This window comes from Micromonospora sp. LZ34, from assembly GCF_052981855.1.
Map to the genome: position 1 here is coordinate 184,413 of NZ_JBRIQN010000008.1, position 21,430 is coordinate 205,842.

25 protein-coding genes are annotated in these 21,430 nt (G+C 75.1%); 1 reads left to right on the forward strand and 24 read right to left on the reverse strand.

What is annotated here, in order from left to right:
- Nucleotides 1-33: 33 nt before the first annotated feature.
- The 8 genes from ACVCAH_RS12195 to hisD form a co-directional block, all read right to left on the reverse strand.
- Nucleotides 34-453 (reverse strand): RidA family protein, encoded by a 420-nt coding sequence (locus tag ACVCAH_RS12195; RefSeq protein WP_447136192.1) that lies wholly within the window; start codon nucleotides 451-453, stop codon nucleotides 34-36.
- The gene (priA, locus tag ACVCAH_RS12200) at nucleotides 450-1,175 is read right to left on the reverse strand and encodes a bifunctional 1-(5-phosphoribosyl)-5-((5-phosphoribosylamino)methylideneamino)imidazole-4-carboxamide isomerase/phosphoribosylanthranilate isomerase PriA (RefSeq protein ID WP_447136193.1); all 726 of its coding nucleotides are present in this window, start codon (nucleotides 1,173-1,175) and stop codon (nucleotides 450-452) included. The genes ACVCAH_RS12195 and priA overlap by 4 nt, the downstream gene beginning before the upstream one ends.
- A 16-nt stretch (nucleotides 1,176-1,191) precedes the next feature.
- On the reverse strand, nucleotides 1,192-1,515 hold the full coding sequence (locus ACVCAH_RS12205) for a hypothetical protein (RefSeq protein ID WP_447136194.1): 324 nt from the start codon (nucleotides 1,513-1,515) through the stop codon (nucleotides 1,192-1,194).
- Between the two features lie 72 nt (nucleotides 1,516-1,587).
- On the reverse strand, nucleotides 1,588-2,220 hold the full coding sequence (gene hisH, locus ACVCAH_RS12210) for an imidazole glycerol phosphate synthase subunit HisH (protein ID WP_447136195.1): 633 nt from the start codon (nucleotides 2,218-2,220) through the stop codon (nucleotides 1,588-1,590).
- A gap of 236 nt (nucleotides 2,221-2,456) precedes the next feature.
- Nucleotides 2,457-2,630, reverse strand: a complete 174-nt coding sequence (locus ACVCAH_RS12215; RefSeq protein WP_447136196.1) for a hypothetical protein — start codon at nucleotides 2,628-2,630, stop codon at nucleotides 2,457-2,459.
- Nucleotides 2,630-3,241, reverse strand: coding sequence for an imidazoleglycerol-phosphate dehydratase HisB (gene hisB, locus ACVCAH_RS12220; RefSeq protein WP_447136197.1), 612 nt, complete (start codon nucleotides 3,239-3,241; stop codon nucleotides 2,630-2,632). The genes ACVCAH_RS12215 and hisB overlap by 1 nt, the downstream gene beginning before the upstream one ends.
- A gap of 35 nt (nucleotides 3,242-3,276) precedes the next feature.
- Nucleotides 3,277-4,347, reverse strand: a complete 1,071-nt coding sequence (locus ACVCAH_RS12225; RefSeq protein WP_447136198.1) for a histidinol-phosphate transaminase — start codon at nucleotides 4,345-4,347, stop codon at nucleotides 3,277-3,279.
- On the reverse strand, nucleotides 4,344-5,666 hold the full coding sequence (gene hisD, locus ACVCAH_RS12230) for a histidinol dehydrogenase (RefSeq protein ID WP_447136199.1): 1,323 nt from the start codon (nucleotides 5,664-5,666) through the stop codon (nucleotides 4,344-4,346). Before hisD ends, ACVCAH_RS12225 begins: the two co-directional genes overlap by 4 nt.
- A gap of 107 nt (nucleotides 5,667-5,773) precedes the next feature.
- Here hisD and ACVCAH_RS12235 point away from each other — a divergent pair, with 107 nt between their 5' ends.
- A complete protein-coding gene (locus ACVCAH_RS12235; RefSeq protein WP_447136200.1) occupies nucleotides 5,774-6,478 on the forward strand; it encodes an LON peptidase substrate-binding domain-containing protein in 705 nt (234 codons plus the stop codon).
- Here ACVCAH_RS12235 and ACVCAH_RS12240 read toward each other — a convergent pair.
- The 16 genes from ACVCAH_RS12240 to murC all read right to left on the reverse strand — a co-directional run bounded on the left by ACVCAH_RS12240 (nucleotide 6,393) and on the right by murC (nucleotide 21,404).
- Nucleotides 6,393-7,367, reverse strand: coding sequence for a DUF2567 domain-containing protein (locus tag ACVCAH_RS12240; RefSeq protein WP_447136201.1), 975 nt, complete (start codon nucleotides 7,365-7,367; stop codon nucleotides 6,393-6,395). The genes ACVCAH_RS12235 and ACVCAH_RS12240 overlap by 86 nt on opposite strands.
- 56 nt (nucleotides 7,368-7,423) lie before the next feature.
- The gene (locus ACVCAH_RS12245) at nucleotides 7,424-8,869 is read right to left on the reverse strand and encodes a MinD/ParA family ATP-binding protein (RefSeq protein WP_447136202.1); all 1,446 of its coding nucleotides are present in this window, start codon (nucleotides 8,867-8,869) and stop codon (nucleotides 7,424-7,426) included.
- 101 nt (nucleotides 8,870-8,970) lie between these two features.
- Nucleotides 8,971-9,972 (reverse strand): hypothetical protein, encoded by a 1,002-nt coding sequence (locus ACVCAH_RS12250; protein WP_447136203.1) that lies wholly within the window; start codon nucleotides 9,970-9,972, stop codon nucleotides 8,971-8,973.
- A gap of 43 nt (nucleotides 9,973-10,015) precedes the next feature.
- Nucleotides 10,016-10,960, reverse strand: a complete 945-nt coding sequence (locus ACVCAH_RS12255; RefSeq protein ID WP_447136204.1) for an RluA family pseudouridine synthase — start codon at nucleotides 10,958-10,960, stop codon at nucleotides 10,016-10,018.
- Entirely contained in the window at nucleotides 10,957-11,619 is a 663-nt protein-coding gene (lspA, locus tag ACVCAH_RS12260; RefSeq protein WP_447136230.1) for a signal peptidase II, read from the reverse strand. The genes ACVCAH_RS12255 and lspA overlap by 4 nt, the downstream gene beginning before the upstream one ends.
- 19 nt (nucleotides 11,620-11,638) lie before the next feature.
- Nucleotides 11,639-12,058 carry a TraR/DksA family transcriptional regulator gene (locus tag ACVCAH_RS12265; protein WP_088992775.1) on the reverse strand — a complete coding sequence of 140 codons (420 nt, stop codon included), beginning with the start codon at nucleotides 12,056-12,058 and terminating at the stop codon, nucleotides 11,639-11,641.
- Nucleotides 12,059-12,280: 222 nt separating this feature from the next.
- Nucleotides 12,281-13,783 carry a potassium/proton antiporter gene (locus tag ACVCAH_RS12270; protein WP_447136205.1) on the reverse strand — a complete coding sequence of 501 codons (1,503 nt, stop codon included), beginning with the start codon at nucleotides 13,781-13,783 and terminating at the stop codon, nucleotides 12,281-12,283.
- A 22-nt stretch (nucleotides 13,784-13,805) separates the two neighbouring features.
- Nucleotides 13,806-14,105: a DUF167 domain-containing protein gene (locus tag ACVCAH_RS12275; protein ID WP_447136206.1), complete on the reverse strand. Its 300-nt coding sequence runs from the start codon at nucleotides 14,103-14,105 to the stop codon at nucleotides 13,806-13,808.
- A gap of 18 nt (nucleotides 14,106-14,123) precedes the next feature.
- The gene (locus ACVCAH_RS12280) at nucleotides 14,124-14,741 is read right to left on the reverse strand and encodes a hypothetical protein (protein WP_447136207.1); all 618 of its coding nucleotides are present in this window, start codon (nucleotides 14,739-14,741) and stop codon (nucleotides 14,124-14,126) included.
- Nucleotides 14,742-14,817: 76 nt separating this feature from the next.
- Nucleotides 14,818-15,621 carry a DivIVA domain-containing protein gene (locus ACVCAH_RS12285; RefSeq protein WP_447136208.1) on the reverse strand — a complete coding sequence of 268 codons (804 nt, stop codon included), beginning with the start codon at nucleotides 15,619-15,621 and terminating at the stop codon, nucleotides 14,818-14,820.
- A gap of 44 nt (nucleotides 15,622-15,665) precedes the next feature.
- A complete protein-coding gene (locus tag ACVCAH_RS12290; protein ID WP_447136209.1) occupies nucleotides 15,666-15,971 on the reverse strand; it encodes a YggT family protein in 306 nt (101 codons plus the stop codon).
- Nucleotides 15,972-16,000: 29 nt separating this feature from the next.
- Entirely contained in the window at nucleotides 16,001-16,687 is a 687-nt protein-coding gene (locus tag ACVCAH_RS12295) for a cell division protein SepF (RefSeq protein WP_447136210.1), read from the reverse strand.
- 191 nt (nucleotides 16,688-16,878) lie between these two features.
- Complete coding sequence (locus ACVCAH_RS12300) at nucleotides 16,879-17,625, reverse strand: YggS family pyridoxal phosphate-dependent enzyme (protein WP_447136211.1); 747 nt, start codon at nucleotides 17,623-17,625, stop codon at nucleotides 16,879-16,881.
- A gap of 89 nt (nucleotides 17,626-17,714) precedes the next feature.
- A complete protein-coding gene (ftsZ, locus tag ACVCAH_RS12305) occupies nucleotides 17,715-18,830 on the reverse strand; it encodes a cell division protein FtsZ (protein WP_447136212.1) in 1,116 nt (371 codons plus the stop codon).
- A 268-nt stretch (nucleotides 18,831-19,098) separates the two neighbouring features.
- Nucleotides 19,099-19,917 (reverse strand): cell division protein FtsQ/DivIB, encoded by an 819-nt coding sequence (locus ACVCAH_RS12310; protein WP_447136213.1) that lies wholly within the window; start codon nucleotides 19,915-19,917, stop codon nucleotides 19,099-19,101.
- Complete coding sequence (gene murC / locus ACVCAH_RS12315; RefSeq protein ID WP_447136214.1) at nucleotides 19,914-21,404, reverse strand: UDP-N-acetylmuramate--L-alanine ligase; 1,491 nt, start codon at nucleotides 21,402-21,404, stop codon at nucleotides 19,914-19,916. The genes ACVCAH_RS12310 and murC overlap by 4 nt, the downstream gene beginning before the upstream one ends.
- Nucleotides 21,405-21,430 lie beyond the last annotated feature (26 nt).

The following is a 21,430-nucleotide window of genomic DNA, read 5'->3' on the forward strand; positions in this document are numbered from 1 at the left end:
GACGGCGGGACGCGCCGCGCCGTCCGGGCCGGCTCAGCGGTCGCCGAGGTACGCCTCGAGCTCCACCTCGACCAGGTGCTCCGGGTCCAGCAGGCCGGCCACCACCACCATGGTGGCGGCCGGGCGGACCGCGCCGAAGACGGCGTTGTGCGCCCGGCCGACCTCGTCGGCGTACGCCCGGTCGGTGACGTACATCCGGGTCCGCACCACGTCGGCCGGCTGCGCCCCCACCTCGGCGAGCGCGTCCAGCGCGATCCGCAGCGCCTGCGCGGTCTGCGCGGCGGCGTCCCCGACGTGGGTCACCACGCCGTCCACCGTGGACGTGCAGCCGGCCGTCCAGGCGAGGTCGCCGGCGCGGACCACCCGGGAGTAGCCGTAGGTGGCCTCCCACGGCCCGCCGGAGCCGAGCCGGGTGACCGTCACGCCGCTGTCGCCGATCGTGCGCCCGGTCACGCCGCCGCCAGCGTTTCCAGCGCCTCGGCGACCGTGAAGGCCCCCGCGTAGAGCGCCTTGCCGGCGATGACGCCCTCCACGCCCAACGGCTCCAGGGTGGCCAGCGCCCGCAGGTCGTCCAGGGTGGAGACGCCGCCGGAGGCGATCACCGGGGCGTCCGTGCGGGCGCAGACCTCGCGCAGCAGGTCCAGGTTCGGCCCGCGCATGGTGCCGTCCTTGGTGATGTCGGTGACCACGTACCGGGCCGCGCCGGCCTTGTCCAGCCGCTCCAGCACCTCGTACAGGTCACCGCCGTCGCGCGTCCAGCCCCGGGCGGAGAGGGTACGGCCGCGCACGTCCAGCCCGATCGCCACCCGGTCGCCGAACTCGCCGACCACCCGGTCGCACCAGGTCGGGTCCTCCAGCGCGGCGGTGCCGATGTTCACCCGGGCGGCGCCGGTGCCCAGCGCGGCGGCGAGCGACTCGTCGTCCCGGATGCCGCCGGAGAGCTCCACGTGCACGTCCAACTGCCGCACCACCTCGGCGAGCAGGTGGGCGTTGGAGCCACGGCCGAACGCGGCGTCCAGGTCGACCAGGTGGATCCACTCGGCGCCGTCCCGCTGCCAGGCCAGCGCGGCCTCCAGCGGGTCGCCGTAGCTGGTCTCGCTGCCGGCGGCGCCCTGCACGAGCCGGACGGCCCGGCCGTCGGCGACGTCCACGGCGGGCAACAGGGTCAGGCTCAAGGTTCTTCTCCTCGACTCAGGTACGACGGTCCAGGGCGATCACGACGATCGCCGGCAGTACGAGCAGCAGCAGCACGACCAGCGCGAGACGCAGCGCCAGGTCGTCCACCAGCGACCAGATCAGCATGATCGACGCCAGGGTGAGCAGCACGATCGCGGCGCGCTCGCCGCGGCTGTGCCGCGGCAGCCGGCCGGTACGCCCGCGCCGCCAGGCGGGCGTCATCCGCCGCAGCAGCGCCCGCCGCCGGGCCCGCCGGGCCGACCGCCGCTGCCGGACGGCCCGCTCGCGGGCCTGCTCGGCCTCCCGCTCCGCCCGCCGGCGGGCCCGCTCCTTGCTCACCGGGCACCCCGCCGGCGCACCCCGCCGGCCCGCCGCGCGGGACCTCGCCGGCGGGATCGGTGGCGGACCCGCTCAGCCACGGGTGCCCAGCGCGCCGAGCCAGTTGCGCAGCAGCGTGGCGCCGGTGTCGGCGGACTTCTCCGGGTGGAACTGGGCGGCCGACAGCGCGCCCCGCTCCACCGCCGCGACGAAGTCCACCCCGTGGTGCGCAGTGGTCACCGCGGCGCCCGCCGCGGCCAGCCCGCCCGGATCGCCGGCCGCGTACGAGTGGACGAAGTAGAACCGGCTGTCGGCGGGCAGCCCGGCGAAGAGCACCGAGCCGGCCGGCGCCCGGACCGTGTTCCAGCCCATGTGCGGCAGCCGGGGGGCGGGCAGTTTCGTCACCCCGCCGGGGAGCAGGCCGAGCCCCTTGGTGACCACGCCGTGCTCGTCGCCGTGCTCGAAGAGCACCTGCATGCCGACGCAGATGCCCAGCACCGGACGGCCGGCGGCGACCCGCTCGGCGATCACCGGCCCGGCGCCGAGCGCCTCGATCCCGGCCATGCACGCGGCGAACGCGCCCACCCCCGGCACCACCAGACCGTCCGCCTCGGCGGCGGCGGTCAGGTCGTCGGTCACCGTCACCTCGGCGCCGGCCGCGGCCAGCGCCCGCTCCGCCGAGCGCAGGTTGCCCGACCCGTAGTCGAGCACCACCACGTTGCTCATGCCGGCACTCCGCTTCGCTCCGTACCGCCCTGAGGCACCACAGCGCTGCACCGATGATTCGCTCGCTGACGCTCGCTCATGCCGGCACTCCGCTTCGCTCCGTACCGCCCTGAGGCACCACAGCGCTGCACCGATGATTCGCTCGCTGACGCTCGCTCATGCCGGCACTCCGCTTCGCTCCGTACCGCCCTGAGGCACCACAGCGCTGCACCGATGATTCGCTCGCTGACGCTCGCTCATGAACCCTCCCCCGGCAGCAGCCAGAGCACTCCACCCACGGTGGCCAGCACGGCGAGCAGCGCGGTGATCAGCAACGCGGCCCGCGGCGCGCCCTGCCGGTACAGCGAGAAGACCCCACCCACCAGCACGCCGGCCAGGACCAGCAGCAGGATCGGCAGCGCCGCGCCCATCAGAGCGCCCCCTTCGTGCTGGGGATCGCGCCGGCCGCCCGCGGGTCGATCGCGGTGGCCTCGCGCAGCGCCCGGGAGACCGCCTTGAACTGGGCCTCGACCACGTGGTGCGCGTCCGGGTGGCCACCCGGCCGGGCCGCCCGCAGCACGTCCACGTGCAGGGTGATCCGGGCCGCCTGGCCGAAGGACTCCCAGATGTGCCGGGTCATGCTGGTCGGGTAGACCGGCCCGATGTAGGGCGCCAGCGCCGGCTCGTCGTGCACCACGTACGGCCGGCCGGACAGGTCCACCGCCGCCCGGACCAGCACCTCGTCCATCGGGACGGTGGCCGAGCCGTACCGCCGGATGCCGGCCTTGTCGCCCAGCGCCTGGTCGAACGCGGCGCCCAGGGCGAGCGCGGTGTCCTCCATGGTGTGGTGCGCGTCGATCTCCAGGTCGCCGACCGTGCGGACGGTCAGGTCGAAGCCGCCGTGCCGGGCGATCTGGTGCAGCATGTGGTCGTAGAAGCCGACGCCGGTGCTGATCTCGGCCCGGCCCGCGCCGTCGAGGTCGATCTCGACGAGGACCTTCGTCTCCTTGGTGATCCGCTCCACCCGGGCGGTCCGGCTCATTGCTCGCCTCTCGATCGCGGGGCTTGCGCGCCCATCTACAGCTTCTCCACGGCGGTGAGGAAGGCGTCCGTCTCGGCGGGAGTGCCGGCGGTGACGCGCAGCCAGCCGGGCAGCCCGACGTCGCGGACCAGCACGCCCTGCTCCAGCAGGGCCCGCCAGGCCGTGCTCTGGTCGCCGCCGACGGAGAAGAGCACGAAGTTGGCATCGCTGTCGGCGACCCGCAGGCCCCGGCCGCGCAGCTCGGCGACGATCCGGTCGCGCTGCGCCTTGATCGCGGCGACCGTGCCGAGCAGGGCGTCCCGGTGGGCCAGCGCCGCGCGGGCGGCGGCCTGGGTGAGCGCCGAGAGGTGGTACGGCAGCCGGACCAGCTGCACCGCCGCCACCACCGCCGGGTCGGCGGCGAGGTAGCCCAGCCGGCCGCCGGCGAACCCGAAGGCCTTGCTCATCGTCCGGGTCACCACCAGGCGCGGGTGGCCGGGCAGCACGGCGAGCGCGCTCACCGTGCCGGGCCGGGCGAACTCGGCGTACGCCTCGTCGACCACCACCATGCCGGGGGCCGCGTCGAGCACAGCGGTGACCACCGCCGGGTCGAGGGCGGTGCCGGTGGGGTTGTTCGGCGAGCAGAGGAAGACCACGTCCGGGGCGTGCTCGCGGACCTGGGCCACCGCCTCGTCGGCGGTCAGGCCGAAGTCGACCCCGCGGCGGGCCGGCACCCACCGGGTGCCGGTGCCCAGCGCCAGCAGCGGGTGCATCGAGTACGCCGGGGTGAAGCCGAGCGCGCTGCGCCCCGGGCCACCGAACGCCTGGAGCAGCTGCTGCTGGATCTCATTGGAGCCGTTGGCCGCCCAGACCTGCTCGACGGTGAGCCCGTGGCCGAGGTAGCCGGCCAGGTCGGCGCGGAGCGCCACCGCGTCCCGGTCCGGATAGCGGTTGAGGTCGCGCAGCTCGGCCGCGAGCGCCTTGCCGATCGCCTCGACCACCGGCTCGGGCACCGGGTAGGAGTTCTCGTTGGTGTTCAGCCGCACCGGCACGTCCAGCTGCGGCGCCCCGTACGGGCTCAGCCCGCGCAGGTCGTCCCGGATCGGCAGGTCGTCCAGCGTGGTCACGACCCGGCCCCCGGGAACCGGGCGCGCACCGCCTGGCCGTGCGCGGGCAGGTCCTCCACGTTGGCCAGGGTGACCACGTGCGGGGCCACCTCGCGCAGCGCCTGCTCGGAGTATTCGACCAGGTGGATGCCGCGCAGGAAGGACTGCACGGACAGCCCCGAGGAGTGCCGCGCGCAGCCGCCGGTGGGCAGCACGTGGTTGGAGCCGGCGCAGTAGTCGCCGAGCGACACCGGCGACCAGGCGCCGACGAAGATCGCCCCGGCGTTGCGCACCCGCAGCGCCCACTCGCGGGCGTCCCGGGTCTGGATCTCCAGGTGCTCGGCCGCGTACGCGTCGACCACCCGCAGCCCGGCGTCGAGGTCGTCGACCAGCACCACGCCGCTCTGCTCGCCGGTGAGCGCGGTGCCGACCCGCTCGGCGTGCTTGGTCGCCGGCACCTGCCGGGCCAGCTCCCGCTCGACCGCCTCGACCAGCTCGACCGACGGGGTGACCAGCACGCTCGCCGCGAGCGGGTCGTGCTCGGCCTGGCTGATCAGGTCGGCCGCGACGTGCGCCGGGTCGGCGGTGTCGTCGGCCAGGATCGCGATCTCGGTCGGGCCGGCCTCGGCGTCGATGCCGACCACCCCGCGCAGCAGCCGCTTGGCGGCGGTCACCCAGATGTTGCCCGGCCCGGTGATCATGTCGACCGGTTCGCAGTGCGTGCTGCCCTCGGCGTCCACGGCGGCGCCGTAGGCCAGCATCGCCACCGCCTGGGCGCCGCCGACCGCGTAGACCTCGTCGACGCCGAGCAGCGCGCAGGCGGCGAGCACCCGCGGGTCGGGCAGGCCGTCGTTGTCCTTCTGCGGCGGGCTGACCACCACCAGCGAGCGGACCCCGGCCGCCTGCGCCGGCACCACGTTCATCACCACGGTCGACGGGTACATCGCCAGGCCGCCGGGGACGTAGAGGCCGACCCGGTCGACCGGCACCCAGCGCTCGGTCACCGTGCCGCCCGGCACGACCTGGGTCGTGTGGTCGGCGCGGCGCTGGTCGGCGTGCACCTTCCGGGCCCGCGTGATCGACTCCAGCAGCGCGGCGCGGACCTCCGGGTCGAGGGTGCCCTCCGCCGCGGCGATCGCCTCGGGGGGCACCCGCAGCCGGTCGGGGGCGACCCCGTCGAACCGCTCGCTCGCCGCCCGGATCGCCGGGTACCCATGCTCCCGGACCGCCTCCACGACGGGGCGGATCCGCTCGACGGCCACCGACACGTCGAGCTGGGCACGGGGCAGCAGGCGGCGGGGGTCGCGCACGCCGCCGCGCAGGTCGATCCGATTCAACACCCTTGCGAGTCTAGGCGGCCGGCCGCCGGGGCGACCGGCACCGCCCGTACGCCGGGACGGTGAGCCGGGACACGCCGCCGGGGCGGGGCCCGGCTAGGCTCGACGGCGTGACTGCGCGGCTGCCGGTGTTTCCGCTCGGGACGGTGCTCTTTCCCGGTCTGGTGCTGCCGTTGCACATCTTCGAGGAGCGCTACCGGGCGCTGGTGCGGCACCTGGTCGGGCTGCCCGACGGGGCCCCGCGCGAGTTCGGCGTGGTGGCCATCCGGAAGGGTTGGGAGGTCGCCCCGACCGGGCCGGACGGCCGGCCCACCCCGGGCGGCGGCGAGGTCACGCTGCACGAGGTCGGCTGCACCGCCGAGCTGCGCCAGGTCACCGAGCTGGCCGACGGGGGCTTCGACATCGTCACCGTCGGTCGGCGCCGGTTTCGCATCGCCGACGTCGACGCCCGTTCCGCGCCCTACCTGACCGCCGAGGTGGAGTGGCTGCCCGAGCCGGGTGGGCCGGACGAGACCGCCGAGCTGCTCGCCGCCCGGGTGATCTCGGTCTTCCGGCAGTACCTGGGCCTGGTCCGCGCCGACCCGGACGAGATCTCCGAGCAGCTGCCGGAGGACCCAACCGTGCTGTCGCATCTGGTGGCCGCGACGGCCGCGCTGACCGTGGCCGACCGGCAACGACTGCTCGCCATCGACGACACCGCGGCCCGGCTCCGCGCCGAGCTGCGGCTGCTCAATCGCGAGGCGGCCCTGCTGCGCCAGGTGCGGGCGGTTCCGGTGCCGCTGGCGGAGCTGGCCGCACCACCGACACCGAACTGAGCCCGGCCCCGCCGAGCTCCGGCTCCGGCCGCAGCGACGGCCACCGCGACCAGCCGGCCAGCAGGGTGTACGTCACGGCGGCGCCGAACGCGGGCAGCAGCAGGTTGCCGTGCGGGACGACGAACCACTCCAGTCCGCCTGCCCGCAGGTCGGCCGGCTTGGTGAAGGCCTGCCCGTCCGGGGCGGTCTCCAGCAGCCGCTCGAACGTTGCCAGCCCGATCCGGCGCCCGACCTGCCAGGCGACCAGCGCCGCGCCCAGGGCGCCGAGCGTGGCGGCGAGCAGCCCGACCGGCCCCCGGACCCGGCGCAGCACGAACCAGAGCGCGACCGCGGCGAGCACCCCGAAGCCGAGCCCAAGCAGGCTGAACCAGCCGTCGGCGGCGATCGGCTGCTCGGGCTGCGGCTGGGCGTAGACGGCTCCGCCGGGTGCCTTGACCACCGGGGTGTCCGGGGCGAACGCCGCCCAGAGCAGCCCGAGCGGCGCCCCGAGCAGGGTCAGCGCGAGGACGGCGAGCGCACCGAGCCGCACCGCCCGCCGGCGGGGCAGGTCCGGCTCGTCCGGCTGCCCGGCACCGGGCCACCCCTGCGGTTCGGCGTGCCACGCCACCTCCGCCTCGCCGGAGTCCACGTACCGCGGCCGGTCAGCACCGGCGGGGCCCGGGTGGCGGGGCCCGTCCGCCGCGTCGGAACCCGGCTGGCGGGGCCCTCCCGCCGGGTCGGGGCCCGGGTGGCGGGACACGTCCGCGCCGGCCGGGGCCGGTGCCGTGGGCCGGTCGGTGGCGGCCTGGTCCGGGGCGGACGGCGGCGCGGCGGCGTCGGCCGGTGTGGTCGGGGCCGGCTCGTCGTGGCGGGTGCCGGGCCGGTCGTGGTCGGGGGTGTCCGGGCTCACCCGGTGATCCTCTCAGGCGGCGCGGCGCGGCGGGTCGCCGGTGGCGACACACCCGCTCACCGGGCGAACGGCTCCAGCATCACCCCGGCCGCCCGCAGCCATGCCTGCCGGGTCGGCGGCTGGAGCTGGTGGTACTCGATCGAGGAGCCGGTCTCCAGCGCCGGGTCGTACGGGACCACGGCGACCGCGCGGGTGCGGCTGGCGAAATGCTTCTCCAGGTCGTCCTGCAACGGCGAGCGGCCCGGCGTCGGGCAGGAGATCAGCGTCACCGCGTTCTCCGCCAGCTCCCCCATGCCCACCTCGTGCAGCAGGTCGAGCATCCAGTCGGCGCTGAACGCGGCGTCCTCGCGGGGCACGGTGGTGACCACCAGCTGGTCGGCCGCCTGCATCACGGTGCGCCAGTTGGGGCTCTCCACGTTGTTGCCGGTGTCCACGCAGACCACCTCGTGGGTACGCCGGAGCAGCTCCAGCACCCGCCGGACGGTGAACTGGTCGAGCCGCTGGGCGAACCGGGGGCTCTCCTCGCCGGCCAGCACGTCGTACGAGCCGTCGGAGGCGTGCCGCAGGTAGTCGTCGAGGGTCTCCAGCAGGTCGCTGCCCTCACGGATCTCGATCTGGGCGAGGTCGGTGACCAGGTGCCGGATCGTCCGGGCGTGCCGGGCGCTGCCGGCGCGCAGCCCGAGCGTGCCGCGCAGTTCGTTGTCGTCCCAGGCCAGCACGCCCCGCCCGCGTACGCTGCCGACGGTCGCCGCGGCGAGCACGGTGGCGGTGGTCTTGTGCACGCCGCCCTTGGGGTTGGCGAAGGCGAGCACCCGCGGGGTGCCCAGGTCGCGGCGGAGCACCGCGGTGGCCCGCTCCAGCTCCGGGTCGGCGGCCGGCGGGCGCCACTCGACCCGCGCCGGGGGGTAGCCCCGGTCGGCGACCGCCGGCGGCGGCGCGACCGCCGGCGGCGGGGCGAGCGCCGGCGGCGCGGGGGCCGGGGGCGGCGCGGCGGGATAGCCGGTCTCCGGGCGGTAGCCGTTCTCCAGCAGGGCGTAGCGCGACTCGGCCGGCGGCGGCTCGGGCCGGTAGCCGCTCTCCAGCAGCGCGTACCTCGACTCGGGCGGCTCGGGTCGGCGCTGCTCCGGCACCCGGTACGCCGGCTCGCCCGGGTATCCCGGCTCGGGCCGGTACGCCGGCTCCGCCCGGTACGCCGGGTCCACCCGGTAGGTCGCCTCCGCCCGGTAACCGGGATCCGCGCCGTACGACCGCTCGCCGGGCTGGTTGACGGCCGGCGCCCGCCCGGCGTAGCCGTTGCGGGCCGAACGCCGGGGCAGCGCCTCCGGCGGGGCCGGCGCCTCGGGCGGGGACAGCGGCCCGGGCGGTGGCAGCGGCTCCTCGAGCCGGCCGTCGGGCTCGGGCTGCTCGGCGCCCCGGCCGGCATGGCGGGCGCGGTCGAGCAGCGCGCGCCACCGGGGCGCTGGTTCGGCCGGCCGACCCCAGCCGGTCTCGCTGCCGTCCAAGGCTCGTCCTCCCCAGCACCGTCGAACTCCGCCTGACAGGCTACGAACCAAACCCTATTCGGGCCACACCCGTCCGCGCACCCTCCCCCCGTGGGGGGTTGTCACACCGACGGTGCCGAGGGGCTACCGTCGGTCGCGTCCATAGAGGTCGGCGGGGTGTGCGACGGGGTCGGCGCCGACGGCGAGGTCGGGAGTGACGGATCCGTCACTGCCGGTGCGGGTTCGGACGATTCGCCCACCGACGGGGCGGGCGCCGGGCTGCGCGTGCCCGGCCGGCTCGGCTCGCCGGTCGGCGCCGAGGGGGCGAGGCCGCCGTCGGCCGGCGGCCGGGCCACGTCCTGCTGCTCGGGCAGCGGCGGGGTGAAGACCGTCCGGTCGAGCCGGCGCACCTCGGGGGCCGGGTCGACCACCCGGACGTCGGGCCGGGCGGCCACGCCGCGCAACGCCGCCGGTTCGGCCCGGACCACCGCCGCGTAGACGCAGGCGCACCCCGACCGGTACGCGGCTGCCTCCGCCGCCGCCACCTCGGCCCCGCTGGCGTACACCTGGCGCAGCCCGGGGTCGGCGGTGCCGGCGGCCCGGGACCGGTAGTCGGCCGCCTCCCGGTCCTTGCGCGCGGCGAGGTCGGCCATCGCGGCGACCACGTCCTCCGGCAGCCGCTGGGCGGGGATGCGGACGATCTCGGTCTGCCGGTCGGGCAGCGGCACCCGGCCGAAGACCTCGGCGACCGACACGTCGCCGAGGACCGCCGCCAGCTGCTGCGGGGGCAGGTAGGACGAGAGCGAGACCAGCGCGTAGGTGCCGTCGCCCGGCGCGGCGGTGGCCGGCAGGGTCGCCAGGTCGGCCCCGGCGGCCCGGACGTAGCCGGGGATGGACTCGCCGTTGGCCACCCCGACCCGGGTCACCTCGCCGACGGTGCGGTCGCCGACCGGCCGGTCGTCGGTGGCGAGGGCGGCGGTGAGCAGCACGGCGGCGCAGGACAGCAGCGCCACCGACGGCAGCAGCCGGGGCCGGGCCCGGCCGTGGCCCAGCCGGGCCACCGCCGTGGCCAGCCGCGGCAGCAGCCGCTGGTCCAACTGCCGCAGCAGGTCGGCGGCGCGCACGGAGGTCTCCTCGTCGGATCGTTTCGGGCGGGCGGGCGCCGCGCTAGTCGCGGAGGATCTCGAGCGCGCGCTCCAGGTCGTCAGGGTAGTCGCTGACGAAGCTGACCTCGTCCCCCGTTCGGGGGTGCAGGAAGGTCAACGCGCGGGCGTGCAGCCACTGTCTGGTCAGGCCGAGCCGGGCCGCGAGGGTGGGGTCGGCGCCGTAGGTGAGGTCGCCCACACACGGGTGGCGCAGGGTGGAGAAGTGCACCCGGATCTGGTGGGTGCGCCCGGTCTCCAGCCGCACGTCGACCAGGCTCGCCGCCGGGAACGCCTCGACGGTGTCGTAGTGGGTGATGCTCGGCTTGCCGCCGGAGACCACCGCCCAGCGGTAGTCGTGGGTGGGGTGCCGGTCGATCGGGGCGTCGATGGTGCCGCGCAGCGGGTCGAGGTGGCCCTGCACCACGGCGTGGTAGCGCTTGTCCACCTCGCGGTACTTGAACGCCCGCTTCAACGCGCTGTACGCCTGCTCACTCTTGGCCACCACCATGATCCCGGTGGTGCCCACGTCGAGCCGGTGCACCACGCCCTGCCGCTCGGCCGCCCCGCTGGTGGCGATCGTATGCCCGATCGCGGCCAGCCCACCGATCACGGTCGGGCCGGTCCAGCCGGGGCTGGGGTGGGCGGCGACGCCGACCGGCTTGTCCACCACCACGATGTCGTCGTCGGCGTAGACCACCCGCAGCCCGGGCACCGCCTGCGGCACCACGGTGGGCGGGGCGGCCGGCGCGGGGAGCGTGACCTCCAGCCAGGCGCCGGCCTTCACCCTGTGCGAGTTGGGCCGCACGGCGCCGTCGACCAGCGCGTCGCCGGCGTCAACCAGGGCCGCGGCGGCCGTCCGGGAGAGCCCGAAGAGCCGGGCCACGGCCTGGTCCAGCCGCATCCCGTCGAGACCGTCGGGCACCGGCAGCGATCGGTGGTCGCCGCCCGCGGCGAACACCGAGGTCACGCCCGCTCCCGCTGCTCGGCGCCGGCCGCCGCGGCGGGGGCGCCGGCGGCGGCGTCCGTGCCCGCCCGGCTCCCGTCGCGCTGCCGGCCGGTGAGCTCCAGCAGCACGGCCAGGACCACACCGCAGACCAGGGAGCTGTCGGCGAGGTTGAACACCGGCCAGACCCGGCCGTACGGGTCGAAGAGGCTGACCATGTCCACCACGTGCCCGACGAAGTGGCCGGGGGCCCGGAAGATCCGGTCGGTGAGGTTGCCCAGCGCCCCGCCGAGCACCAGGCCGAGCGAGACCGCCCAGGGCAGCGACCGCAGCCGCAGCGCCATGAACAGGATCCAGCCGACCACCCCGATGGTGATCAACGGGAAGATCCAGGTGTGGTCGGCGCCGATGCTCCACGCCGCCCCGCTGTTGCGGGTCAGGTTGAGGTAGACGGCGCCGCCGAGCAGGCGTACCGGCTCCCGGTCCTCCAGGTTCACCAGGGCCAGGTGCTTGGTGGTCAGGTCGGCCGCCAGCGAGGCCAGCGCGATGCCGAGGAGGATCGTGACGGCCTTGCGCCGGGGCGTGCGGCCGCCCGGCTCAGCGGGGCCGGCTCCGGCGGGCGGTGCTGCGCTCATCTGCTCCCCATCGACACTCGCGGCGGTGCCCGGGCACCGCCTCCTCAGGGCCGCCGGGGAGCGGGCGTCAGCGCCGCTCCTCCAGCTGCTTGCAGGTCACGCAGAGGGTCGCCGACGGGAAGGCGGCGAGCCGCTCCACCGGGATCGGGTTGCCGCACCGCTCGCACCAACCGTAGCCACCCTCGTCGAGCCGCTCCAGCGCGCGCTCGACCTGCGTGATCCGTTCCAGGATGCTGTTGGCGAGAGAGATCTCCTGCTCCCGCTCGAACGTCTTGGTGCCGGTGTCGGCCTGGTCGTCCCCGGCCGAGTCGGTCAGCCGATCGCGCTGCAGCTCGGTGATCTCGCTCAGCGTCTGATCGTACTCGGCGCGCAACTCGTCGCGCCGCGCCGCCAGGGCCGCCCGGATCTTCTCGGTCTCCGCCGCGCTGCGGGTGGCCTTGGCCACCGGCTTGCGGCCGGCGGTCCTGGTCTCGGCTGGCTTCGCCATCGTCGCTCCCTCGGCCGCGGAACCGCGGTGGTCCGCGGCACCTGGACAGGGGTCGCCGACATCGGCGCCCCCAGGTACAAAACGGGCGCGCGGCGACGGGGCCGCGCACTCCGGAGGTTGGCAAGAATACGGAACGTACAGGCGTCCGACAACGCGCCGCACCGTCGCTCCGCTTTTCAGCCCCGAGTCATGCCGTATCGGGACAAAAGGAACGCTAGCAGATCAACCGTCGCGATCCTCGCCGTACTCGCCAAACCAGCGGGCCAGCCGGCCCCGCCGGCTGACCGCCCGCAATCGGCGCTCCGTCTCGTCGCGCACCCCGTGGGTGGCCACGATCAACAGGCTGTCGCCGGTCTTGAGCCGGAAGTCCAGGCCGGGCACGAAGCCCACCCCGTCGCGCAGCACCAGGGTCACCGCGGCGCCCAGCGGCAGTCGCAGCTCGTCGATGTGCACCCCGGCCAACCGGGACCCCGGCGGCACCTCCAGCTGGAGCAGGTCGGCGCGCATCCGCTCCAGCGGCGCGGTCTCCACCCGGATCTCGGTCGCCTCGGCCGGCGCCGTCACCCGCAACCAGCGGGCGACCGGAGCGAGCGTCCCGGTCTGCAGCAGCGTGAAGATCACCACCAGCACGAAGACCGCGTCGAAGAGCCGGTCGGCGCCCGGCACCCGCTCGGACAGCGGGATGGTGGCGAGCACGATCGGCACCGCGCCGCGCAGCCCGGCCCAGGACAGGAACGCCTGCTCGCGCAGGCCGAACCGGAACGGCAGCGCGGACGCCGCCACCGACAGCGGCCGGGCGAGCAGCACCAGCGCCAGCCCGGCGACCACCGCCGGCAGCACCGCCGCGTCCAGCCGGCTCGGCGTGGCCAGCAGGCCGAGCAGCACGAAGAGCCCGATCTGGGCCAGCCAGGCCAGCCCGTCGGCGAAGCCGAGGATCGCCTGCCGGTGCGGCAGCCGGGCGTTGCCGAGCAGCACCCCGGCGACGTAGACGGCGAGGAAGCCGGAGGCGTGCAGCACCGCGCCGGCCGCGTACGCGAGCACGGTCAGCCCGACCGCCGCGATCGGATAGAGCCCCGCCGAGGGGAGCGCGGCCCGGCGCAGCGCCCACCGCCCGCCGAACCCGGCGGCGAAGCCGACCAGCGCGCCGAGGGCCAGCTCATAGCCGACCAGGCCGACCTCGTACCACCAGGGGTGGGCGGCCGCGGCCTCCCGGGAGAGCAGCACCACCAGCAGCACCACCGGGGCGTCGTTCATCCCGGACTCGGCCTCCAGGGTGGCCACCAGCCGGGGCGGCAGCCGTAGCCGGCGCAGGGTGGCGAAGACCGCCGCGGCGTCGGTGGAGGAGAGCACCGCGCCGTAGAGCAGGGCGAGCCGCCAGTCCAGCCCGAGCAGCAGGTGTACGGCGAGCCCGACGACCAGGATGCTGACCACCACGCCCACCGTGGAGAGCGCGGCGGCCAGCCCGAGCACCGGGCGCACCGTGCTCCACCGGGCGGAGAGACCGCCCTCGGCGATGATCACGATGAGCGCGCAGAAGCCGAGGGTGCGGGTCAGCTCGGCGTCGTCGAACCGGATGCCCAGCCCGGCCTCGCCGATCGCCACGCCGAGCGCCAGGTAGACCAGCAGGCTTGGCACCCCGAGCCGGGTGGACAGCCGCACCGCCCCGACCGCGACCAGCAGGACGGCCGCCCCCAGCAGGAGCGCGAGGTCCAGCCCGGGGGTCACGGTCGCCTGGCCCGGGCTTGGTTCACCCGGCGGACCCGTCGCGCAGCCGTCCGAGCCGCTCGGTCAGCCCCGGGTCGGGGCGCTCGATCAGGAAGAGCTTGTCCCGGCTGGCCGCCCCGGCGCGCAGCGAGACCACCGCCGGCCGGACGCCGAGCGCCTCGGCCAGGGCCCGCCGGGCCGCCTCGGTGGCCCGGCCGTCGACCGCCGGCGCGTTCACCGCGACCACCAGCGCGGGCCCGTGCGGCCCGTCGAAGCGGCCGCCGACCCGGGCCCGGGCGGAGCCGGGTTTCACCCGCACGGCGACGGTGAGCGTGTCGTCCATGGTCACCCGGCGCCCGGGTCAGATCCGGTGCGCGTCGGCGAGCAGGGCGGTGGCCGGCGCGCAGTGGGCGCACGGGGAGAAGTCCAGCTCGACGGCCTCGGCGACGGGCAGCGGCTCGTGGACCCGGCCGACCAGGTGTGCGCAGCCGGCCAGGTGGTAGCGGGGACGGCCGTCGACCACCCGCACCTCGCTGGTCAGTCCGGCGAGCCGGGCGACCTGCTCCGGGGTGACGTCCTGCGCGGCCGGCTCGTCGTCGTAGGCCTCGACGCCCGGCGTCGCCGCCGGGGGGCCGGCGTCGGTCACCGGCGGCTCGGGTGGTTGCCGCCACCCGGTGCCGCCGGCGTCGACCGTCGGAGGAACGTGCTGGACGGGGATGTCCGGGTCCGCCAGTGGCGGCCCGTACGCGAACTCGGCCGGGGTGGCCGGAGGGGTGCCCGTCCGCACCCGCTGCGCGGACCCGTCCCGGTGCGCCGTCGCCCGGTCGGCGGCCGCCTGGCGGGCGCCGGCGACCAGTGCGACGGCGGCCAGCAGACTGGCCGCGATGGAGATGATCAGGAGCAGGCTGGAGCCGCCGGCCAGACCGAGCACCAGCAGCACCACCGCGACGAGGATGAGCAGAAGACTGGCGACTATCACGGCTCACCCCCGCCGCGTCCGTACCGATGAGGCGAGGCCGGCGACCGCCACCGTAAGGACGGCCGCCGACCGGTGATCAGCGACCGGCTTCCAGCGCGCCGGAGCGACCGCCGCCGTAGGAGCCGGCGAGCCCCGCGGTGGCCAGGCCGTTGCCGCCGGCTGCCCGGGTGCCCTCGCCACGGGTCATCTCGGCCTCCAGGCCCTGGCCGCGGCCGTCGAGGTCGCGCAGCTGGCTCTCCAGGTAGGCCTTGAGGCGGGTGCGGTACTCCCGCTCGAACTGCTTGAGCTCCTCGATGTGCTTCTGCAGCGCGGTGCGCTTGGCGTCGAGGCCGCCCATGGCCTCCTGGTGCCGCTGCCGGGCGTCGCGCTCGAGCGCGTCGGCCTTGGCGCGCGCCTCGCGGGTGACCTCCTCGGCCTTGGACCGGGCCTCGGAGAGCAGCTGGTCGGCCTCGCGGCGGGCGTCGGAGACGTGGTCGTCGGCCGTCCGCTGGGCCATCATCAGCACCCGCAGCGCCTGCTGCTCGCCGTCGCCGCCGCCGACCGCCGGGCCGCCGGCCGCGCGGACCTGCTCCAGCTCCGCCTGCATCGCGCGCGCGGCCTGCTCGGCCGCCGCCTTGTCGCGCTGCACCCGGTCGAGCTGGGCCTTGACGTCGTTGAGCTCCGCCGCGAGTCGGGCGTCGCCGCCGGGGCCGGCCGGAACGCCGCCACGACCGCCGCGCTCCACCTGGGCGCGCAGCTCGTTGTTCTCCTCGATGAGACGGGCGAGTTCGCGCTCGACCTCGTCCAGGAAGGCGTCGACCTCCTCCTCGTCATAGCCCCGCTTGCCAATCGGCGGCTTCTTGAAGGCGACGTTGTGCACGTCGGCCGGGGTCAGCGGCATCGAAACTCCTCGGGTCAGTTGCGGCCGCGATAGCGCGTCGGTCATCAGGCGGTCCTGATGATCGCCGGCTCTAACACAAACCTCATCAGCACGAACAGGATAACCAGGAGCACAAGGGAGGCCAGGTCGATGCTCACGGTACCAATTCGCAGCGGAGGGATCACACGCCTCAACGCGCTGAGAGGGGGATCAGTGACGCTCCACACGGATTCCAGTCCCGCCGATGCCCCGCGCCCCGGTTGCCACCGGCGGCCGTACTGAAGAACGGCGCTCAGGACAAACCGGGACAGAAGAAGGAGCAGGAAGACATAGAGGATCAGGTACAGGACCTGCAACAGGATCGACAACACGACAGGCGACGTCCCTCGGTCGGCCGGGGTCAACTCAGACTGAAAAAGCCGCCCTCAGCGATCTTGGCCTTGTCCTCCGCGGTGACCTGGACGTTGGCCGGTGAGAGCAGGAACACCCGGTTGGTCACGCGCTCGATCGTACCGCGCAGGCCGAAGGCCAACCCGGCGGCGAAGTCCACCAGACGGCGGGCATCGGCCTCGTCCATCTCGGTGAGGTTGATGATCACGGGAACGCCGTCGCGGAAGTGCTCGCCGATGGTGCGCGCCTCCCGGTAGGTGGTCGGGTGCAGCGTGGTGATCTGGTAACGCTGCTCCTCCTCGGCCACCACCGCCCGCTCCCGGGGCTGCGCCTGCGGCGCCAGGGCGAGGTTGTCCCGGGTGTGGTAGGTCAGCGCACCGGAGGTCTCGCCGCCCGTCGACCGGGTGATGGACCGGACGCTGGACCGCTCCGCCCGCTCCGACTCGGCGCGCTCGGACTCGCCGCCGCGCCCGGTGGACCGCTCCGCGAGCCGGCCACGGTCACCCAGCCGGGGCCGGGGCGCCGGCGGCTCCTCGGCGTCGTCCTCCTCCTCGTCGGCGAACTCCTCGGCGTACCGGCTCTGCCGGTAACGCGAGTCGCGGTAGCCACCCTTGTCGTAGCCACCGTCGTCGTAGGCCCGCTCGTCGTCCTCTTCGACCAGACCGAGCCAGACCCCCGCCTTGCGCAGTGCACCCATCCCGCGCCCTTCCGTCCGCCGTGCGGCACACGCCCCCGTGCCGTGTCGCCTTGTCGCGAGTGGACCATTCCTGCCCACTGGACCGGAACGGCAATCCCCTGGCACGCGATTCGCGTCGCGCGCCACGACCCCCGGTAAAGGGACGCCGTTTCCGAAACAACACAGATGTAATTTCTTCTTCCGCGGTCAGGCTACCGCAGCGTGGGGCGCATTCCGAGCAACGCGCTACCCACACGGACATGTGTCGCGCCGTATCCGATCGCGACTTCCAGGTCGCCACTCATTCCGGCGGACAGGGCGGTGGCTCCCGGATGGACGGCCCGGAACGCGGCGGCCACCTCGGCCAGCCGGGCGAACGCCCGTTCCGGTTCCCAGCCCAGCGGCGCCACCGCCATCAGACCGGTCAGCCGCAGCGCGTCCGCGCCGGCCACCGCCTCGGCCACCGGGTCGAGCCCGGCGTCCGGATCGGCCGAGCCCGGCAGGGCGCCGCCCCGGGCCGCGTCCCCGTCGATGCTGACCTGGACCAGCACGTCCAGCGGCCGGTCCCGGCCGGCGGCCGACGCCGCATCCAGCGCCCGGGCCAGCCGGACGCTGTCCACCGACTGCACCACGTCGGCGTAGCGGACCACCGAGCGCGCCTTGTTCCGCTGCAACCGGCCGATGAAGTGCCAGCGCGGGGTCACCCCGGCGGCGGCCACCTCGGCGGCCTTGGCGGCCGCCTCCTGGTCGCGGTTCTCCCCCACGTCGGTGACGCCGAGCCCGGCCAGCGCCACCACGTCACCGGCCGGGTAGGTCTTGGTCACCGCGATCATGGTGACCTCGGCCCGGTCCCGGCCCGCGGCGGCGCAGGCGTCCGCGATCCGGGACCGTACCCGGGCCAGGCCGGCCGCGAGTTCGGCACGCCGGTCGGGGCGTACCGAGGTTGGACTGTCGGTCATGCCGGCACTCCGCTGCGCTGCGTGCCGCCATGAGGAATCTTCACACTGAGCCTGATGATTCGCTCGCTGCGCTCGCTCATCGGCGCGGCTCAGGACCCGTTCTTGAGGAAGTCGGGGACGTCGACGTCGTCGAAGAGCACCCGACGCGGCGACTGCGGCGGCGCCGGCATGGTGGCCGGCGGCGCGACCGGCGCGCTCTGCTGCGCCGGCTGGTTCTGGTTGGTCTTGCGGGCCGGCTCGGCCGCCTTGTACGAGGGCGCACCCCCGTCGAAGCCGGCCGCGATGACGGTGACCCGCACCTCGTCGCCGAGGGCGTCGTCGATGACCGCGCCGAAGATGATGTTGGCGTCCGGGTGGGCCGCGTCGGTGACCAGCTGGGCGGCGTCGTTGATCTCGAACAGCCCCAGGTCGGAGCCGCCCGCGATGGAGAGCAGCACGCCGCGCGCGCCGTCCATGCTCTGCTCCAGCAGCGGGCTGGAGATGGCCGCCTCGGCCGCCTCCACCGCGCGGTTCTCGCCCCGGGCGCTGCCGATGCCCATCAGCGCGCTGCCCGCTCCGCTCATCACGCTCTTGACGTCGGCGAAGTCCAGGTTGATCAGACCCGGGGTGGTGATCAGGTCGGTGATGCCCTGGACACCGGAGAGGAGCACCTGGTCGGCGGTGCGGAAGGCGTCCATCATGCTGATGTTGCGGTCGCCGAGCGCCAGCAGCCGGTCGTTCGGGATGACGATCAGCGTGTCGCACTGGTTGCGTAGCTCGTCGATCCCGGACTCGGCCTGCACCTGGCGGCGCTTGCCCTCGAAGGAGAACGGCCGGGTCACCACGCCGATGGTCAGCGCGCCGAGCTTGCGGGCGATGTTCGCCACCACGGGCGCCCCGCCGGTGCCGGTGCCGCCGCCCTCGCCGCAGGTGACGAAGACCATGTCGGCGCCCTTGAGCACCTCCTCGATCTCGTCCCGGTGGTCCTCGGCGGCGTTCTTGCCGACGTCCGGGTTCGCGCCAGCGCCCAGGCCACGGGTCAGCTCGCGGCCGACGTCGAGCTTGACGTCGGCGTCGCTCATCAGCAGCGCCTGCGCGTCGGTGTTGATCGCGATGAACTCGACGCCCTTGAGCCCAACCTCGATCATCCGGTTGACGGCGTTGACGCCGCCGCCCCCGATGCCGACGACCTTGATGACCGCCAGGTAGTTGTGCGGAGGTGTCATCTCCGGTCCTTTCCCTTCGAGATTGGCTTCGCCCCGACCCGGTACGGCGTGGCCAGACCAACGGTCGACGACAGCTGTCACCAGCGAGGATCAGGGGTGAACCCTCACCCTCTACTAGAGGCTCACAGTTATGTCAACCACTGATCCTCTTCGGGGCAACGTAAGCGCCCCCGCGCGATGAGCCAAGGACCTGCCCGGCGTGTCGCCCCCTGGAGCGGAACGGGTCACGTCGGACGGACCGGGCCCGGCCGCCGCGCTGACCGGCGGCTCACCGGAAGGTCACCACGTCCGGCGCGCTGACGTCGATGGTGTCGGCTTTGCGACCCAGCAGCGCGGTGGCCACCCGGGCCTTGTCCGCGCCCCGGGTGGCGTCCCCCCAGACCACCGTCCGGTCGTCGCGCAGCCGCAGGCTGATCCGGGCCAGGCTCTCCACGGTCACGTCGACCAACTCGGTGCGCAGCTGCGGGGTGAGCGCGGCGACCACGTCCAGCGCGGCCCGGGTGCCCGGGTCCGCCGGCCCCGGATCGGCGACCCGGACCAGGGGCAGCTCCGCCGGGCGCCGCGGCAGCGTCCGGAACACCACGCCGGCCGCGTCGACCACCACGAACTCCTCGCCCCTCGGCACCACCGCCACGCCGGTGCGTTCGGTCACCCGGACCACCAGCGCGTCCGGCCAGTCCCGGGACACGGTCACCCGCTCCACCGGCGGCAGCGCGCCGATCCGCCGCTGCACGACGGCCAGGTCCACGGTGGCCAGCGGGACGTCGTCGGGCACCCCCGCCGCGTCCCGGACCTGCACCGGGGTCACCAGGTCGGCGCCCTCGACGCGGACCTCGCGCACCCCGAACAACCCCGTGCCGAGCAGGGTCCAGGCGACCAGCCCGGCCAGCGCGAGCACTCCGGCGGCCACCGCCCAGGGCAGCGCCGCACGCATCCGCCGTTGCCGGGCCCGGGCCATGAACCGGCGGGTCGACGCGGGCACCGCGTCGCTGCCGGCCCGGACCAGCTGCCAGCGGCGGACCGGGCCGCGCCGGCCCGCCCCGCCGTCCGCGCCGCTGGTCCGCCCCCGGGCCGGGCCGGGGCTCATCCGCCGGCGGGCGCCGTGCCGTCCGGGACGACGCCACCGATCGCCGGGCTGTCCACGGCCGGGCCGGTACGCCGGGCCGACAGCGCGTCCAGCAGCTGGTCGCCCATCAGCGAGATCGGCGGGGCGCCCATGGTCACCACGACGTCACCCGGCCGGGCCCGCCGGGCCACCTCCGCCGGCGCCGCCTCCCAGGAGTCGACGAAGACCTTCCGCTCGGCCGGCAGCGGCACCGCCTCGATCAGCGCCGCCGACCCCTCGCCCGGTTGGCGCAGCTCGCCGGGGCCGAAGACCTCCAGCAGCACCAGCTCGTCGGCGATCGCCAGCGCCTCGGCGATCTCCGCCTGCAGGTCGCGGGTGCGGTAGAGCCGGTACGGCTGGAACACCACGATCAGCCGGCCGTCCCCGGCCACCTCGCGCAGCGTCTGCAGCGCCAGCGTCATCGAGGTGGGGTGGTAGGCGTACTCGTCGTAGACCAGCACGTCGTCCGCGACGCCCTTGCGCTCGAAGCGCCGCCGCACGCCCGGGAAGACCGCCAGCGCGGCCTCCGCCGCCTCCAGCGGCAGCTCCAGCAGGTACGCGGCCAGCACCGCCGAGGCGCTGTTGAGCCCCATGTGCCGGCCCGGCACCGGCAGCCGGAACTCGCCCAGCGACCGCCCGTCGATGCCGGCCAGGTAGCGCACGCCGCGGGCCGACGAGGTCATGTCGGTCAGCCGCAGGTCGGCGTCGGCCGCCTCGCCGTAGGTGTGCACCCGGCGCCCCTCGGCGCGCAGCGTCTCGGCCAGCCGCCGCCCGCCCGGGTCGTCGGCGCAGGTGATGATGAACCCGTCCGGGTCGGTGAGCCGGGCGAACTCGGCGAAGGTGGCCTCCAGGTTGGCCAGGTCGCCGTAGGTGTTCAGGTGGTCGGCCTCGACGTTGGTGATGATCGAGACGTACGGGCGGTAGATCAGGAACGACCGGTCGCTCTCGTCCGCCTCGACCACGAAGTACTCGCCGGTGCCGTGGTGGGCGCCGGAGCCGACCTCGGAGATCTCGCCGCCGATCACGAAGGACGGATCCTGCCCGGCCTGCTGGAGCACCATGGTGACCATCGAGGTGGTGGTGGTCTTGCCGTGGGTGCCGGCCACCGCCACCGTGCGGCGGCCGGTCATCGCCGCGGCGAGCGCCTCGGAGCGGTGCAGCACCCGCAGCCCGCGCCGGCGCGCCTCGACCAGTTCCAGATGGTCCTGCGGGATGGCCGACGAGTAGACCACGGTGTCCACGCCGTCGAGGTTGCTCGCCTCGTGGCTCATGTGGATGGTGCCGCCGAGCGCGCGCAGGCCGGCCAGCGACGGCCACTCCCGCAGCTCGCTGCCGGAGACCGGGATGCCCCGGGTGAGGAAGAGCCGGGCCAGTCCGCTCATGCCAACGCCGCCCACCCCGATCAGGTGGATGGTGCCCAGGTCCTCCGCGGTGAGCGTACCGGCCGGGGTGAACTGCGCGGTGTTCATGACAGCTGCCTTCCAGTCGCGGCGCG

What these genes read in the sequence shown, in the direction of transcription:
- hisB (WP_447136197.1), bottom strand. Translation starts at nt 3,241, where the DNA reads ATGAGCCGGACCGCCCGGGTGGAGCGGATCACCAAGGAGACGAAGGTC.
- ACVCAH_RS12300 (WP_447136211.1), bottom strand. Translation starts at nt 17,625, where the DNA reads ATGACCGACAGTCCAACCTCGGTACGCCCCGACCGGCGTGCCGAACTC.
- ACVCAH_RS12265 (WP_088992775.1), bottom strand. Translation starts at nt 12,058, where the DNA reads ATGGCGAAGCCAGCCGAGACCAGGACCGCCGGCCGCAAGCCGGTGGCC.
- ACVCAH_RS12275 (WP_447136206.1), bottom strand. Translation starts at nt 14,105, where the DNA reads ATGGACGACACGCTCACCGTCGCCGTGCGGGTGAAACCCGGCTCCGCC.
- ACVCAH_RS12310 (WP_447136213.1), bottom strand. Translation starts at nt 19,917, where the DNA reads ATGAGCCCCGGCCCGGCCCGGGGGCGGACCAGCGGCGCGGACGGCGGG.
- ACVCAH_RS12285 (WP_447136208.1), bottom strand. Translation starts at nt 15,621, where the DNA reads ATGCCGCTGACCCCGGCCGACGTGCACAACGTCGCCTTCAAGAAGCCG.
- murC (WP_447136214.1), bottom strand. Translation starts at nt 21,404, where the DNA reads ATGAACACCGCGCAGTTCACCCCGGCCGGTACGCTCACCGCGGAGGAC.
- ACVCAH_RS12295 (WP_447136210.1), bottom strand. Translation starts at nt 16,687, where the DNA reads ATGGGTGCACTGCGCAAGGCGGGGGTCTGGCTCGGTCTGGTCGAAGAG.
- ftsZ (WP_447136212.1), bottom strand. Translation starts at nt 18,830, where the DNA reads ATGACACCTCCGCACAACTACCTGGCGGTCATCAAGGTCGTCGGCATC.
- hisH (WP_447136195.1), bottom strand. Translation starts at nt 2,220, where the DNA reads ATGAGCAACGTGGTGGTGCTCGACTACGGGTCGGGCAACCTGCGCTCG.
- ACVCAH_RS12215 (WP_447136196.1), bottom strand. Translation starts at nt 2,630, where the DNA reads ATGGGCGCGGCGCTGCCGATCCTGCTGCTGGTCCTGGCCGGCGTGCTG.